7 protein-coding genes are annotated in these 15,085 nt (G+C 66.0%); 5 read left to right on the top strand and 2 right to left on the bottom strand.

What is annotated here, in order from left to right; all coding sequences use genetic code 11:
* Window positions 1-26: 26 nt before the first annotated feature.
* The 3 genes from BAW75_RS33225 (at window position 27) to BAW75_RS19715 (ending at window position 8,336) form a co-directional block, all read left to right on the top strand.
* Window positions 27-6,272, top strand: a complete 6,246-nt coding sequence (locus BAW75_RS33225; protein WP_167435591.1) for an RHS repeat-associated core domain-containing protein — start codon at window positions 27-29, stop codon at window positions 6,270-6,272.
* 4 nt (window positions 6,273-6,276) lie between these two features.
* Window positions 6,277-7,164 (top strand): TolB family protein, encoded by an 888-nt coding sequence (locus tag BAW75_RS32090; RefSeq protein WP_146074862.1) that lies wholly within the window; start codon window positions 6,277-6,279, stop codon window positions 7,162-7,164.
* A gap of 293 nt (window positions 7,165-7,457) precedes the next feature.
* Window positions 7,458-8,336, top strand: coding sequence for a transposase (locus BAW75_RS19715; protein WP_420915037.1), 879 nt, complete (start codon window positions 7,458-7,460; stop codon window positions 8,334-8,336).
* 1,096 nt (window positions 8,337-9,432) lie between these two features.
* Here BAW75_RS19715 and BAW75_RS19710 read toward each other — a convergent pair.
* A complete protein-coding gene (locus tag BAW75_RS19710; RefSeq protein WP_104114484.1) occupies window positions 9,433-9,801 on the bottom strand; it encodes a cyclic-phosphate processing receiver domain-containing protein in 369 nt (122 codons plus the stop codon).
* A gap of 423 nt (window positions 9,802-10,224) precedes the next feature.
* Here BAW75_RS19710 and BAW75_RS19705 point away from each other — a divergent pair, with 423 nt between their 5' ends.
* A complete protein-coding gene (locus BAW75_RS19705) occupies window positions 10,225-10,794 on the top strand; it encodes a hypothetical protein (RefSeq protein ID WP_244206180.1) in 570 nt (189 codons plus the stop codon).
* Between the two features lie 1,083 nt (window positions 10,795-11,877).
* On the opposite strand, the gene BAW75_RS19700 is transcribed toward BAW75_RS19705, so the two are convergent.
* Window positions 11,878-13,131, bottom strand: a complete 1,254-nt coding sequence (locus BAW75_RS19700) for a hypothetical protein (RefSeq protein ID WP_244206179.1) — start codon at window positions 13,129-13,131, stop codon at window positions 11,878-11,880.
* 913 nt (window positions 13,132-14,044) lie between these two features.
* Here BAW75_RS19700 and BAW75_RS19695 point away from each other — a divergent pair.
* Window positions 14,045-14,938: an IS5 family transposase gene (locus BAW75_RS19695; protein WP_104114483.1), complete on the top strand. Its 894-nt coding sequence runs from the start codon at window positions 14,045-14,047 to the stop codon at window positions 14,936-14,938.
* Window positions 14,939-15,085: the final 147 nt, after the last annotated feature.

The raw sequence follows: 15,085 nt of genomic DNA, 5'->3' as shown, positions 1-15,085 counted from the left end.
CCCGGTCATCGCAGGAAGGACCGTCCGTGACCTCCTCCCCATCCGCTCTCCGAGCGGCCTCCCGACGCCGGCTGTCGCAGGCGCGCACCCCGATCGCCGCGATGATGGCCATCATCATGGCGGTGACCACCGCCCAGGTCCCGGCTGATGCGGCAGGCGCGGCGCCGTGGAAGCCTCCCAAGCCGAAGGACGTCACGGGAGTGGCGGTCAAGCCGCTCAAGCACACGGTGCGGCCCTCCTGGACCGCCGGAGCGCGTGAGGTCCGCGCCGCGGGCACGGCGGCTCGCTGGCCGCAGGCGGGCACGGCGACCGTCGACCTCACCACCGGAGTCCGGCAGCGCGCCGGCGCGCTGCCGGTCTGGGTCAGCCCGCACGCGGGACGCGCACGGGCCTCCGCCGCTACCGGGCAGGAAGCGGTGGGGCACGTGACGGTCAGCCTGGCGGACAAGGCCGCCGCCCGTAGCGCCGGGGTGTCGGGTCTTGTGCTGGACGTGCGACGCGCCGACGGCCGCCGAGACGGCGGCGCTGTCGATCTGACGGTGTCCTACCGTGATGTCGCCGCCGATCGCGGCGGTGACTGGGCGTCGCGGCTGCGGCTGGTGTCCCTGCCCGACGGTACGCCGCTGCCCAGCACCAACGACGCCGCCGCCAAGACGGTCAGCGCCACCGTCACGCTGTCACCATCAGCGCGGGTGGCGCTGGCAGCCGGTGCCTCGGGCGACAACGGTGACTACTCCGCGACGTCGTTGTCAGCGGCGAGCACGTGGCAGGTCTCCGAGCAGACCGGGGCGTTCTCCTGGTCGTACCCGGTCAGTGTCCCGCCGGTGCCCGGCGGCCTGGCGCCGGCCCTGAGCATGTCCTACTCGTCGGCGGCGGTGGACGGACTCACCGGCGGCACGAACACGCAGGGTTCATGGATCGGTGACGGGTGGAGCATGTGGCCCGGCTACATCGAACGCAAGTTCAAGGCCTGCGCCGACGACAAGGATCCGATCCGCGGTAAGAACGCCAACAACGGCAGCGTGTCCGGCGGTGACCTGTGCTGGTACAAGCCGGAGGGCAATGCCACCGTCTCGCTCAACGGCCAGGCCACCGAACTGGTGAAGTCCAGCGGCAACACTTGGAAGGGCGTCACCGACGACGGGTCGAAGATCGAGCTGGCCACCGACACCAGCAACGACGACAACAACAACGAGTACTGGAAGATGACCACACCTGATGGCACCCAGTACTACTTCGGCCGCAACCACGGCGGCGGTGGCAGCTCCGGCGCCACGACCACGAACTCCACCTGGACCGTGCCCGTCTACGGCAACCACCCCGACGAGCCCGGCTACAACACCAGCGGATTCGCCGCATCCCGCGCCACCGAAGCCTGGCGGTGGAACCTCGACTACGTCGTGGACACCCACGGCAACACGATCACCTATTTCTACGGCAAGGAGCCCGGCGCCTACGGCCGCGAAGGCGACAAGAACAAGCGCACCATCTACGACCGCGGCGGCTACCTCACCAAGGTCGAATACGGCAACCGCACCGACGCGCCCGTCACCACCTACGCCGCCGCCCGTGTGCTCTTCGACCACGACGACCGCTGTGTCAGCTCCTGCTGGTCGGGCAGCACCGCCATCCAGGCGTCCTGGCCCGACACCCCCTGGGACCAGTACTGCACCGCCGCGCCGTGCACCGAGCAACTGTCGCCGACGTTCTGGACCAACCAGCGACTCAACATGATCACCACACAGGTGCAGTCCGGCACCGGCGCCACCTACAGCACCGTCGACGAGATCTCCCTGCGCCACACCTACCTGCAGTCCGGTGACGTGGGCGCGTCACCGATGTGGCTCAGGGGCATCACCCGCACCGGCAAGGTCACCACCGCCGGCGGCGCCGAAGCCACCGTCCCCGAGATCGTCTTCGACCCCGGCGCCGACCCCCTCGCCAACCGCGTGGACGGGCCGGCCGACGGACGCTCCAACCTGTTCCGTTACCGCATCAACACCGTTACCACCGAATCCGGCGCGCAGTACGGAATCACCTACTCAAAACCCGAGTGCACGCGGGGCAACACGCCGGCTGCGGCGAGCAACACCAAGCGCTGCTTCCCGCAGTACTACGGGCCCAAGGGCGAAGAGGCCACCCTGGACTGGTTCCACAAGTACCGCGTCGACCGCATCGACGTCTACGACAACACCGGCGGCTTCACCCACGAACAGACCAACTACGACTACCTCGACACCCCCGCCTGGCACTACGACAACTCCGAGCTCACCGACGAGAAGAAGCGCACCTGGAGCGAGTTCCGCGGCTGGGGAAAGATCCGCGTGCGCACCGGCCTGGAATCCGGCGTCCAGTCCGCCACCGAGTACCTCTACTTCCGGGGCATGGACGACGACAAACAGCCCACCGGCACCCGCGATGTGTGGATCACCGACTCCCAGAACGGCACGGTTGAGGACCACGACGCCTATGCCGGCATGATCCGCGAGGAAACCACGCTGCTCGGCGTGGGCGGCAGCTGGATCTCCGGCACCATCACCACCCCGGTCAAGCAAGGCCCCACCGCCAGCTCCGGCAACCTCAAAGCCTGGATGACCAACACCGGCACCACCCGCAGCCGGCTCAAGCTGTCCACCGGCGCCACCCGGTGGACCAAGACCGTCACCAGCTACAACAGCGACAACCTGCCCACCCAGGTCGACGACCTCGGCGACGAATCCACCACCGCGGACGACCGCTGCACCCGCACCTGGTACGCCCGCAACCCATCCACCTGGCTACTCGGCCTGCCCAAGCGCACCGAAGCTGTCGGCGTCGACTGCGCCGCCCCCCCCACGCTGCCCGCCGACATGCTGTCGTCGACCCGCACCACCTACGACAACGCCGCCAACAACTGGGACACCGATCTCCCCGTCTACGGCAACGTCGCCAAAACCGAGGCCATCGACCGGTGGAGCGGCACCACGCCCACCTGGATCACCACCGGCCGCTGGACCTACGACTCCTACGGCCGGGTCACCGACAGCTACGACGCCCTCGACCGCAAGACCGCCACCACCTACAGCCCGGCCACCGGCCCGGTGACCAGCGTCTCGGTCAAGAACGCCCTCGAGCAGACCACCACCACCAGCTACGCCCCGGCGTGGAACCTGCCCACCGCCATCGTCGATGCGAACAGCATCCGCACCGACCTCGCCTACGACGGACTCGGCCACCTCACCAAGGTCTGGCTACCCGGACGCGACAAGGCCACCTATCCCAATGCGCCGAGCACCGAGTACACCTACCTGCTGCGCAACACCGCCGCCACCGCCGTCACCACCAAAACCCACAATCCGCTCGGCACCAGCAACTACGCCACCTCGATCACCCTCTACGACGGCCTGCTGCGCGCCCGCCAAGTGCAGACTCAGGCACCCGGCGGCGGACGGACCCTCACCGACACCGTCTACGACTCCCGCGGCCTGCTCGACTGGTCCACCGCCCCCTACTACGACAAAACCAACACCGCCCCCGACACCACCGTCTACGGCGGCGCCGGCACCCCCGCCGTGCCCGCCCTGACCCAAAACGTCTACGACGGCGCCGGACGCCTCACCGATGCCATCTTCAAGGTCGGCGTCAACGAGACCACCAACGAAAAGTGGCGCACGACCACCCGCTACCAGGGCGAGAAGACCAGCGTCACCCCACCGCTCGGCGGTGTCGCCACCACCACGATCACCGACGCCCGCGGCCGCACCACCGCGCTGCGCCAGTACAAGAACCCGGCCGACGTCGGCAGCGACACCGCCGCCACCTTCGAGCAGGCCCGCTACACCTACACCGACCGCGACGAACTCGCCTCACTCATCGACCCGGCGACGAACACCTGGCGATACACCTACGACCAACGCGGCCGCAAGATCCGCGACGACGACCCCGACCGCGGCACCACCACCTACACCTACGACGCCGCCGGACAGCTCACCACCACCAAGGATCACCGCCAGACGATCCTCGCCTACACCTACGACGACCTCGGCCGGAAGACCACCATCCGCGACGGCTCCATTACCGGCCCGATTCGAGCCAAGTGGGTCTACGACACCCTGACCTACGGCATCGGCAAGCTCACCAGCTCCACCCGCTACGAACCCGCCGGCAGCACCAACGCCTACACCAACGAAACCCTCACCCTCGACCCCGCCGGCCGACCCCTCACCACCCAGGTCACCATCCCTCCAAGTGAAGGCGGCCTCTGCGCCTCCGGAACCCTCACCCCCTGCAGCTACCAGTACGCCACCGCGTACCGGCCCAACGGCCAGGTAACCAACGTCGAACACCCCGCCGCCGCCGGCCTGGCCAAGGAAAAGGTGGCTCACGGCTACAACGACATCGGCCAAATCACCGGCCTCGTCTCCGCAGCGCAGATCTACACCGCCATCACCTACAACAAGCTCGGACAGATCACCCAGCAGACCCTCGGCCAGGTCGGCAAACAGGTCCAGATCACCAGCACCATCGATGAGAACACCGGCCGCGTCACCAACACCTCCGCCATCCCCACCCTCAAACCAGAAATCTTCAACCTCGGCTACACCTACGACAACGCCGGCAACCTCACCAAAATCAACGACACACCCGCCGGCGGTAGCACCGACACCCAGTGCTACACCTACGACTACCTCCGCCGCCTCACCGAGGCATGGACCCCCACCAACGCCGACTGCGCCCCCGCCTCACGCACCACCGCCAACCTCGGTGGACCCGCACCCTACTGGCACAGCTACACCTACCAACCCGGCACCGACAACCGCGCCACCGAAACCCAACACACCGCCACCCCACTCACCCGCACCTACACCTACCCCGCACAAGGCGGCGCGCCCGGCACGCATCCCCACGCCGTCACCACCATCACCAACAGCGGCGCCAACACCACCACCGCCACCTACACCTACGACGAAACAGGCAACACCAAAACCCGACCCGGCCCCACCGGCAACCAAACCCTCACCTGGGACCCGGAAAACCACCTCGCCACCACCCAAGACACCACCGGCACCACCAGCTACCTCTACGACGCCGACGGCAACCGCCTCATCCGCAAAGACCCCACCGGCGCCACCCTCTACCTCCCCGGCGGCACCGAAATCCGCAAACCCATCACCAGCACCGCCACCGCAACCCGCTACTACACAGGCCCCGGCGGCACCATCGCCACCCGCACCTCCACCGGCACCCTCCACTGGATCGCCAGCGACCACCACGGCACCGCCGAAACCACCATCACCAGCACCGACCTCACCGCCGCCCGCCGCCGCAGCCACCCCTTCGGCACCGAACGCGGCACCACCACCGGCACCTGGCCCACCGGCATGGACAAAGGCTTCGTCGGCGGAACCAAAGACAACACGGGCCTCACTCACCTTGGCGCCCGCCTGTACGATCCCTCCATCGGAAGCTTCATCTCGGTCGACCCCCTCATGGACATGACTGATCCCAGGCAATGGCACGGCTACGCCTATTCGCACCACAACCCCGCAACCTTCAGCGACCCTACTGGCCTCATTGACACCGACTGCCTGACCGTCCGGAGTTGCCCGGACTACCGGATGGGCGATGAGAAAGGCAATCGCAAGAACAGGGCAAAGGATCGCAAGGGTTGCTGGCCGCGGTGCGCCGGCTCCCGAGACATGACACTGCCGCGCCACCGGACAGGCCCCAATCCAAACAACAAGCCCCCGACCGCGCTCAAGGACGGCCCAGGCGCCAACGCCGAGGCAGAGTCGACTGCCGACGGCGTTCCCGTCTACCAAGCCGGGTGGTGCGGTGGCATGCCGGGATACAACTGCATACTCGCCTTTCGGCTTTCGGAACAGGCGAAAGAGCGTGCAACCCGACTGAAGGGACAGAAAAATTGGATATTTGGTGAGCGAAACGCGTTTAGGCATTCTTATTGGATGGCGTTGATGACCGCTAACGGCTTCAGCGTCGAGGAGGCTCTGGCTCTCGGTGCGGCGCATGAGCTGGATGGTGATAAGCCGGGAGAAATGTTGGGATCGGAAGAGTCCAACGCTGATCTACATAACAACGAGGTCGGAGCGCGCATCGGCGCGAAAGTCATGTCCAACTGGAACTACGTCGCCCCCGTCGGCGCATCTAGCTCTGCTGAGCAGAAGATCGAGGCACGCCTGCTTGCCATGCTCGACGGATATAAGCCGACGATGGGGCCGTATACCCGGTCAACGCGCGACGGCAACCTGCGAATGATCCCGCCTAAAAGGTGAGCTGATGAAGAAGATTTTTTCGAAGCTGGCGGCGTGTGTGGCGCTCGTGGCTGTGGGCGGTTGCACACCGTTAGTTATGGGGCAGCCGCAGGTTGACGATGTCGCGTGGGTTTCGCAGGACAGGATCTACTTTCTCCGGGAGGTTGGCTCCGAGGGTAGCGAGTTATGGCTCCGCGATGCGGGCCGCGAACGCAAACTGGTATCAAATGCGGAAATACCCGACCTTTGTGGTCCGCTTAATTTCTTGTTCGTTGTCAAGCCGGGCAAGTTGGGGCTGGGGGCGGTGTGCGACGGCTTTGGAAGGCTGATCTCGTACTCAGAAACCACGGGAGCTTTCTCCACCATCCTGGACGTGTCAATACAGACCGCTGCTGTTGCTTTGGCCGACGATGGCCGGAGCGGCTATATCGGCACAGGCAAGGATGGTTGTTGGGAAATTCAACCTTTTGGGGAATCCGTCGGCAGCTACTCCACGGATTGGAAAGAATATTCATGCCGGTCGGGAAAGTCAGCCAAGTCCCCCGTGGTCGTTGGCGACGGAAGCATCTTTTTCCTTGCCACCAATGAGCCCCGGCCTGAGCGTCTGGACGGTTACGAGCGGCGCGTCTGGCGGTTGACGACCGCCTTGAAGGAACAGGGAGGCGTGGAACAGGTAGGCCCGGAGCTGCACGGGTTCCCTGATCTAGCCCCAGTTCCGGGAGGAAGTAAAGCCGTCGTCACAGTCTCTCGCGAGGGCTCGGCGGAGGTCCTTGAAGTCGATCTTCGCACCGGCCAATCTCGGCGAATCCGTCAGACAGATTATGCATCGTCGCCCAGTGTCTCGCCGGATGGCAAAAATGTGGCCTTTGTGGATGGAAAAGGGCGCATCGCTATCGAGGAAATTTCCTCTTGAGTCAGGTCATCCCGGCAGTGGCCTCATGCTGGAAACTCGGCACTGTCCCGTTGAGGCCGCGTCGGACGCTTGCCGCGTCGCCAGCACAACGGTCCTCGGGTAATCCCTTGAAGCGTGTTTGAGATCGGGTTGATCAGGCTTAGTACTCCAGCCGGGGTTGTTGACCTTGGCTGAGCTGCGGTTCGATGCGGTGAGGGAATGAGGGCAGCCACCGTCGATCATGGGCGGTTGTGTGGACTGACCATGATGCAGCGGTGGCTGCCGGATACAGGGTAGACGCCCAGCGGTGGCGGGTGTTGTTCGACGACCTGATGCTGACGGTCGGGCAACGTTTCCGCAGGCCGGAGCCGCGTCGTCGGGTGCGTGACTTCGTCCGGGGCTTGCTGGCGCCGTTGCCGCGGAAGAACTGCTGGACGATCGCGGAGCATGCCGGTGACACGGGTCCGGACGGGATGCAGGACCTGCTGACCCGGGTGAAGTGGGACGATGCCGATGTCCGCGCCGATGTCCGTGAGTTCGTCGGCGACCACCTCGGTGATGCCGAGGCCGTCTTGGTCATCGACGAGACGGGTGATCTGAAGAAGGGCGGCACACCGTCGGCGTGCAGCGGCAGTATTCGGGCACAGCCGGCAAGATCGAGAACTGTCAGGTCGCCGTGCACCTCGTCTACGCCACCGATGCTGGTCATGCGATGCTCGACACGGCGCTCTACCTCGCCAAATCCCTGGTGCGACGACGCCGAACGCCGCGCCGAAGCCGGTGTCCCGCAGCAGGTGCGGTTCGCGACCAAGCCGCAGCTGGCGTCTCGGATGATCGCCACAGCGGTCACCGCCGGGCTGCCGTGTCGATGGGTGGCCGGCGACGAGGCCTACGGCAACGATCCGCGCCTGGCAGCCCAACTCCGTCAGATGCGACGGGGCTACGTCTTGGCCGTGGCCTGCTCTCATCAGGTGATCACCGGCCTTGGCGGCTACCGCGTTGACGCCCTCGCCGCCTGCCTTCCCGCCACCGCCTGGCAGCGGGTGTCCGCCGGCAGGGGCGCGAAAGGCTATCGCTACTACGACTGGTCCTTCACCGCCCTGCCCCACGCCGCCGACGCCCACGGCGGGCACCACTGGCTGCTGATCCGCCGCAACCGTAGGAATGGTGAGCTGGCCTTCTACCGCTGCTGAGCACCCGAGGTCGTCCCGCTACGCAGCCTCGTCCTGGTCGCCGGCCGCCGCTGGAAGATCGAAGAGTCGTTCCAAGCCGCGAAGACCGGACTCGGCCTGGACCAGCACCAACACCGCCGCTGGACGCCCTGGCACCGCTGGAGCACCCTGGCGATCCTCGCCCACACCTTCCTCGCCGCCGCGACCACACACCGCAGCCGTCCCGACCCGGCCGGGCTGATCGCGCTGACCGTCAACGAACTACGTCACCTGTTCAACATCCTGATCATCGACCCACCCGCCGCCGCTGCGACCCACTGCTCTGGTCGGTACGCCGACGCCGTCACCAAGCACGAGCCATGACCAGCCACTACGCCCGGCAAGCCCTCACCGAACCGTGATCACAATCCCCGGCTGTAGTATTAGGTGCTGGTGGGACAATCCAGGACGTGAGCGGACAACGCCCCAGACTATGCCCCAGCGTCACCGGTGCAGTGAGATGCTTCTATAGCTGTCAAGTGGTGCTGTGATGGCGTGCAGCTGGCCGGGCATTCGTTAGGTGCCGAACCCGCCGCACAGGTAGTACAGGCTCGTGGCCAGTCCCAATATCCAGCCAGCCACGAGGCCAGACGATGACCCACGGCCAAGCCGTCCGGACAGCGCGAAGCAACTGCCCAGCAACACCAGCTGCGCAATACCTTACGTGAGTACGCCGAAGAAGAGCGCCACGAACGGGGACGTCTACTCACGCCGAGAAGCGTTCACCTCGGGGGCTGTAGGTCGGCGTACGCTGATCAAGTAGGTGCGGTGCGATGGCGCTTGAGGGAGATGCGGGATGGTTGAGCGCGTGACTGCCGCCGGCTGATCCTCGTCAACGTGGTGGGTTGCTGGTTCTACCTGCGGCAGCCCACTTTCATCGGCGCCGGGCAGAGCTACTGGATCGATCACGAGACCAGCGAACTGTGCGTCGACCGCGGTGCTGCCCGCGTATCCCGGCATGCTCGCGTAACCCGGCACGCAGGTTGGATGTGTCGGTAGCTGAGATCCAGGGCTCGATAAGTGTTCCGGATCCGCCACAGATGAAGAACGACTGTACGTGACGGCGTGGCCGGATCGATCAGCTCGCCGGGGGACCTTTGTCGTAGCCGACGTCTGAGCAACCCGACGCGACGCGGACCCGGTAACCCCAGCGCTTCAGGACAAGCGCGATTCTCGCGGCACCGCCCGGGTTGGCGGAATGGACGACGACTACACCGATGTTGAAGGGGCGGTCGTCGAAGGCGGCCTGTTCCAGGACCTCTACCACTGGCCAGATGGTGTCGTCGCCGCCCAGGTCGTGGTCCAGCCACAGCTCGTCCAGCCGACGATCCCGGTAGCGGGTAAGAAGCTCGACGCCGGCAGCGCTCGTACGGGCCACCTCCGCGCGGCGGCTATCGACGAATGACCGAAGGTCATCGATCAGAGCGATCGCTCGTCGGGCGTCCACTCGGTCATGATGCGCGGGCACCGCCACACGTTGCCATCCGGTTTCGCTGGCGGTGCCGGCGCCGAGAGCTGTTGGGGGGTGTTGCGGTGATCCAGGCCGGTGGCGAAGCCGCGGATTCGGGGCATCCGGCGTGGCGGGCGCGGTTGATCCAGGTGTCGAGGTGCTGCTCGGTGCCCTGGTGGCGGACCGGCGCGGCGGACCCGCGGGCGAGCCGGCGACAGTATCGAGGTCCGGTGACGTGGCGGGCCGGACAGCGCCCCGCCCCCAGGGGCGGGGTCGTCAACGGCAACCACCTCAGTCGTCGACGTTGCCCCAGAGAGCACAAACGCGAGGGTCCGGCCGAGGCCGTTGCAGGCGAGGTGAATCTGGTGGTAAGTCCACCTCGACTGCAAACCGACGTTGCTGGGTTCAAGCCCCGATGGCATGGTGATTCCGGTCGGCCTTGGCCTGCTGGCGGCGCGAGCGCCGGTATCGGTCAGGCGTCGGGCGGCTGGATTGGGCTGTCATGATGGCGACGTGTTGTCCTGGACCCGGCCGTATGAAGATCCGATGCGGCTCTTCACCGGCACATTGGCGGTGCTCGGTACGTTGCTTTTCGCGCTTGTTGCTTTTCAGGTGGCCGCTCACTGGCAGCAGGTTCGGTTGGCTGCGGTGTTGGCATTCGCTGGAATCGCGGTGGTATGGCTCACCTTCGCATGGCGGTTTCACCGTACTGCGCTCGTGGTCAGTCGATCGGGGGTTCGGGTGCGCTGGCTGTGGCGGACGCGCACGATCGTGTGGGAGCAGGTTCGAGGGTTCCACAGTGGTCCCGATTGGCTGGTGCGGGAGCGGCTGTGGTTGCAGCTGTGCGACGGAACCAAGGTTCGGACGCCGGTCCGGAGGCGCCGCGCTGGCGTAAACCGCCTTCGCGACGGCGGTACGGTTCTCGCATCAGAACGCTACGAGGAGCTGCTTGCGGACCTCGCGAGCTGGAAGGCGGGCGTACGTCGTTGAGCGCCCGTTGGTTGCCTTGGCCGGCTCTCGACAGTGACGGCTACCGACGTAGACGGCTGCAGCAATCGGTCCAGACGAGGCGGGTCGCCAGGCTCGGCGTTGACAACAGTAGCCCAAGGTCGCGGACGGCCCCGCTGGCCGACGTGCTCAGAACTTGCAGGCGACAGCTCTAGCGCAAACGGTCGACGAGGGGCTCGGCACAGCAACAACACTCGGCGTGCGATTCGACATGCGCGAGCTGGGGTGCCGTTTACGCGGGTGCGCCTGGCTGGCGCGCCCGGAGGGAGCGGTCTGGGAGCTGAGGGACTCGGTGCAAGCGAGGCGGCATCCGTCACAGCTGAGGACTCGGCACCGCGCGTCCAGTATCAACCCGGGCACCGGCCTGCGCGATATGGACCGCGACCGCCGACAAGATGCGCCGGCCTCGAGCCCGGAGATTGGGGGAGCAGGCTGGGAGCAGACGGATGCAGTGAACGGCATTGAACAGCCGCCAACCGCACTGAACGGCGCTCAACTGCACCCACGCTGACCTGCCGGTTCTCATTTTCGCAGGTCAGAGTCGGTGCGGCGTCCTGCTTCACACAACTGCACTCAACGGCACTGAACAGCAGTCAACGGCACTCTATGTCGCCTGGCAGGAGAGTATCTGCAGGTCAAATCAGTAAGGCCCTCGCAAGCATTGATGCCTTGCAGGTGGGTGCAGATTGGGTGCACGTTGGCGAAGTGGTCACCGCGCCCGAAGTGCTCATCGAGATCGCGCCGAGTCGGGTGCTCTGACCTGCGGCGGTACAGACGACTGGATAGGCGTGACTTCCCAGAGAAGACCGAAGAGGTCAGCCTTCGCTGCTCCCCGCCTGGTCGGTGCCGGCTGTCGTCGTGGAGGCCGCTGGCGCCGATTCAGACGGTCTTTTGCATCGATGCACGTCCCTGGGATGGGCTGTTCTGTTGTCGGTGTGGATCCCGGCAACTGAGACTCGAATCCCATCAGCGAGCCTCTGACCAGTGCATGTTGCTCGGAGGCCTCTTCGGCGTACCCGAACGAGTAACCATCGGGGCGGTTCAGGTGGTGTCTGGGGACGGGAGTTACGCGATCGGGACGACAGGGTTGCCGTGGATGTTGCCGTCCGCGCAGGGCCATGGGCCGGTGGCGAGTGGTGCCATCCCGGTGTCGCGGAACAGGAGCAGTTCGTTGTCGAGCGCGAGGGCGATTGTGGCGTCGTGGAGGAGAAGTGTCCTGCTCATGACGGTCCTGTCGTCATCGGCGCGGAACAGTTCGTGCTGGTCGAAGCCCGCGTCGATGGCGAGGAGCGTCCCGTCGCGCCAGAACATCGTGGTGCCGTCGGCGTCGAGCGCGGGGTAACTGGTGTAGTAGCCGTTGAGGCGCGGGCCGTCGCACATTGATCCGTCGGGTTGGAGGATTCGGAACCGTGACCGGGACGGCAGGATGTTCTCTGACTCCGGACCGCGGATTGTGCCCTGCTGGTCGATGACCATCTGGCCGTGGCTTGGCCAGGTCTGTGTTGCCTGGCCGTCACGCTCGTAAAGGGTGCTGGAGAACGCCCCGTACCCTTGGGCGCCGACGAGGAAACTGCCGGGGCCGACGATGGCCTTGTGGTGGTAGGGGCCGGGATCGGTGGTCGAGATGATGTGCCCGCTCGCGGTGTCGAGAAAGGTGCACATCCCGATGCCGCTGCCTCCGTCACTGATCCCAGCGAGGATCCGATCACCGGCCACGAGCAGCGGCTGACGGTGATCCACCTGCAGGGTGGATGGCGTCCACGCTTTCTTGGGTCGGACGTGCCATCCGGTCGCTGCGCCAGCTTCGACCACGCCGGGGTAGGAAACCGCCTGGAGGGGCAGGGATGTAGACCATAGGGTGCTGCCGGTGTCGCTGTGGCGAGCCAGGCGCGCAGTGCTGCCATGAGGAGGCCGCCGACGTGGCGCGGTGGGCAGCCATAGGACGCAGAAGCCGTCTGGCATCCGAACGACGGCGCCCAGATGCTCACCCGGATCCTGCTTCAGCGTCACCGCATGCCGCACCGACCCGTCGGCGCCCACGCCGGTGACAGTGAATACGGGTGCGCTGGCGCCATCGTGGTGGGTCACCCACACGATCCCGTCCGCGCCGACGCGTGGTGGGAACGGGTGGCCTGCGAATGAGCGCTGCCAGAGCCTCGCTCCGGTCACGTCGACCGCTGTGAGGACGGTTGTGTAGAGGGTGCGTGTGCTCGGGCTACGACCCGCATAGCTGGTCAGGTAGATCGGGCCGCCCGGGTCAGCGGCCGCCAGGCCCCAGACCTGCCCAGGCAACTCGGTGATCTCGGGATCCTTCGCCATGCCGCCTCCCTCAGTCCTGCCATGGCGATCGTGCCTACACGGGCTCGGCGTCCTGCCGTGAGGCGCCGGCAGGAGATACCGCCAGCTGCGGTGCATTATCCGAGAGATGGCTCTCGGAGGTGTTCCGTGCAGTGGCTCCTGCAATGCAACCCGATCAAGTGGCGCATCCATGAATTTGTATCCAACGGGCAGAGGTCCACGCGTGGACGGTGACTCGGCACCTCGGCGAGATCATCCCTGATCACGACGTGGCTCTCTGGCTGACCGGAAGCACCGGTGGGGCGGCCGAGTGGTTCGGCGTGACCTCCCAGAGAAAGTCGAAGTGGTCACGCTTCGCTGCTCCCGTCTGACTGGTGGCGGCCATCGGCTTGGGGCTGTCGAAGCCGATCACAAGGGTCCTACCGCATCGAGGCCCGGATCTGGGTGTCGACGTGGTGGCGTCGGTATGGATCCCGGGATCTGAGACCCAAATCTCATCGGCAAGCTTCTGAGCAGGGCTTCCTGGGCGGTGACCAGTTCGGCGAGCCCGAAAGCGTCAGAGCCGAAGACTCCGCTTCAAGGGCCGGCGATGTCGGCTCATGTCGATGACAGTGCAATCGATCAGTGGATTGACGGGCGGTTGGCTTACATCCACAAGGAACGTCGAGCGTGGACCTACGCCTTTCGGCGCAAGTTTCGACCTGGCGGTCGGCTCTCCTCGGCGGTCCTCACCTGCTCGTGGGGATCCGGCTCTGAGTCTATGCCCGGGCTCGGCTCAATCTCCGAACCCGGCTCGATCGAATCGGATCCGCCTAAGGCGTGTTTCAGAAGTCGTGGTGGCCGGTGAAGGTCGCGGCGTGGCGGTGATCGACAACTGAAGAGGTCTCCGGTATCTGGTTCTGCGACCAAGCAAGAACGTCATACCGGAGACCTCGTGGCCACCTTAGCGGTGACGAGGCGGCACGACCTCACCGACGCTCAGTGGCAGCGGCTGGCCGCGCTGCTGCCTGCCGCGTCGGCGAAGGGTCGGCCGCCGAAGTGGGAGAAACGGCAGCTCATCGATGGGATCAGGTGGCGGATCCGGATCGGGTCGCCCTGGCGTGACGTCCCGGCCGAGTACGGACCCTGGCAGACGCTCTACGGCCTGTTCCGTCGCTGGCAGCGCGACGGCACCTGGGACAAGATCCTGGCCGCGTCACAGGCCACCGGCGATGCGCAAGGCCGGATCACCTGGACGGTCAGCGTGGACTCGATGACCAGCCGCGCCCACCAACACGCCGCCGGCGCACGCAGAGACGGCCACCTGCAGAAAGAGCCACCCGGTGGCGTGCACGACGAACCCGCCGATCACGCCCTCGGACGATCTCGCGGCGGTCTGACCACAAAGACGCATCTGGCCTGTGAGCAGGGACAGAAGGTCCTATCGATGGTCGTGACCGCCGGGCACCGTGGTGACAGCCCTCAGTTCATCCCAGTCCTGCGCCGTATCAAGGTGACCCGCCTCGGAGTGGGCCGGCCCCGCACCTGCCCCGACCTGGTCCTGGCCGACAAGGCCTACACCAGCCGCGGAAACCGCGCCTACCTGCGCAAGCGCGGGATCAAGGCGTGCATCCCGAGCAAGACCGACCAGGACGCCCACCGCAAAGCCAAGGGCAGCCGCGGCGGGCGGCCGCCGAAGTTCGACCGAGACCTCTACCGGATGCGACATGCCGTCGAGAACGGCATCGCCCGACTCAAGCGCCACCGCGGCGTGGCCACCCGCTACGACAAGTTGGCCGTCCGGTTCCAAGCCATCCTGACCATCACCATCATCTGCGAGTGGCTCTGACCGGCTTATGAAACACGCCTTAGTACTCCAACGTCACTTGGATTCGGCGTTGGGCGTGGCGTGGGTATGAGGGCGGCCACCGCGTTGATCATCGATGGTTTGTGAGGACAACCGAAGATCGCGCGATGGCCGTGGGCCACAGCGTAG

Origin of the sequence: Micromonospora chalcea, assembly GCF_002926165.1 — a bacterium.
In the GTDB taxonomy this organism is placed as follows: Bacteria; Actinomycetota; Actinomycetes; order Mycobacteriales; family Micromonosporaceae; genus Micromonospora; species Micromonospora chalcea.
The sequence above is the reverse complement of the archived record's forward strand: the minus strand, read 5'-3'. Positions and strand labels throughout refer to the sequence as shown.

What these genes read in the sequence shown, in the direction of transcription:
- BAW75_RS32090 (WP_146074862.1), top strand. Translation starts at nt 6,277, where the DNA reads ATGAAGAAGATTTTTTCGAAGCTGGCGGCGTGTGTGGCGCTCGTGGCT.
- BAW75_RS19705 (WP_244206180.1), top strand. Translation starts at nt 10,225, where the DNA reads ATGGTGATTCCGGTCGGCCTTGGCCTGCTGGCGGCGCGAGCGCCGGTA.
- BAW75_RS19700 (WP_244206179.1), bottom strand. Translation starts at nt 13,131, where the DNA reads ATGGCGAAGGATCCCGAGATCACCGAGTTGCCTGGGCAGGTCTGGGGC.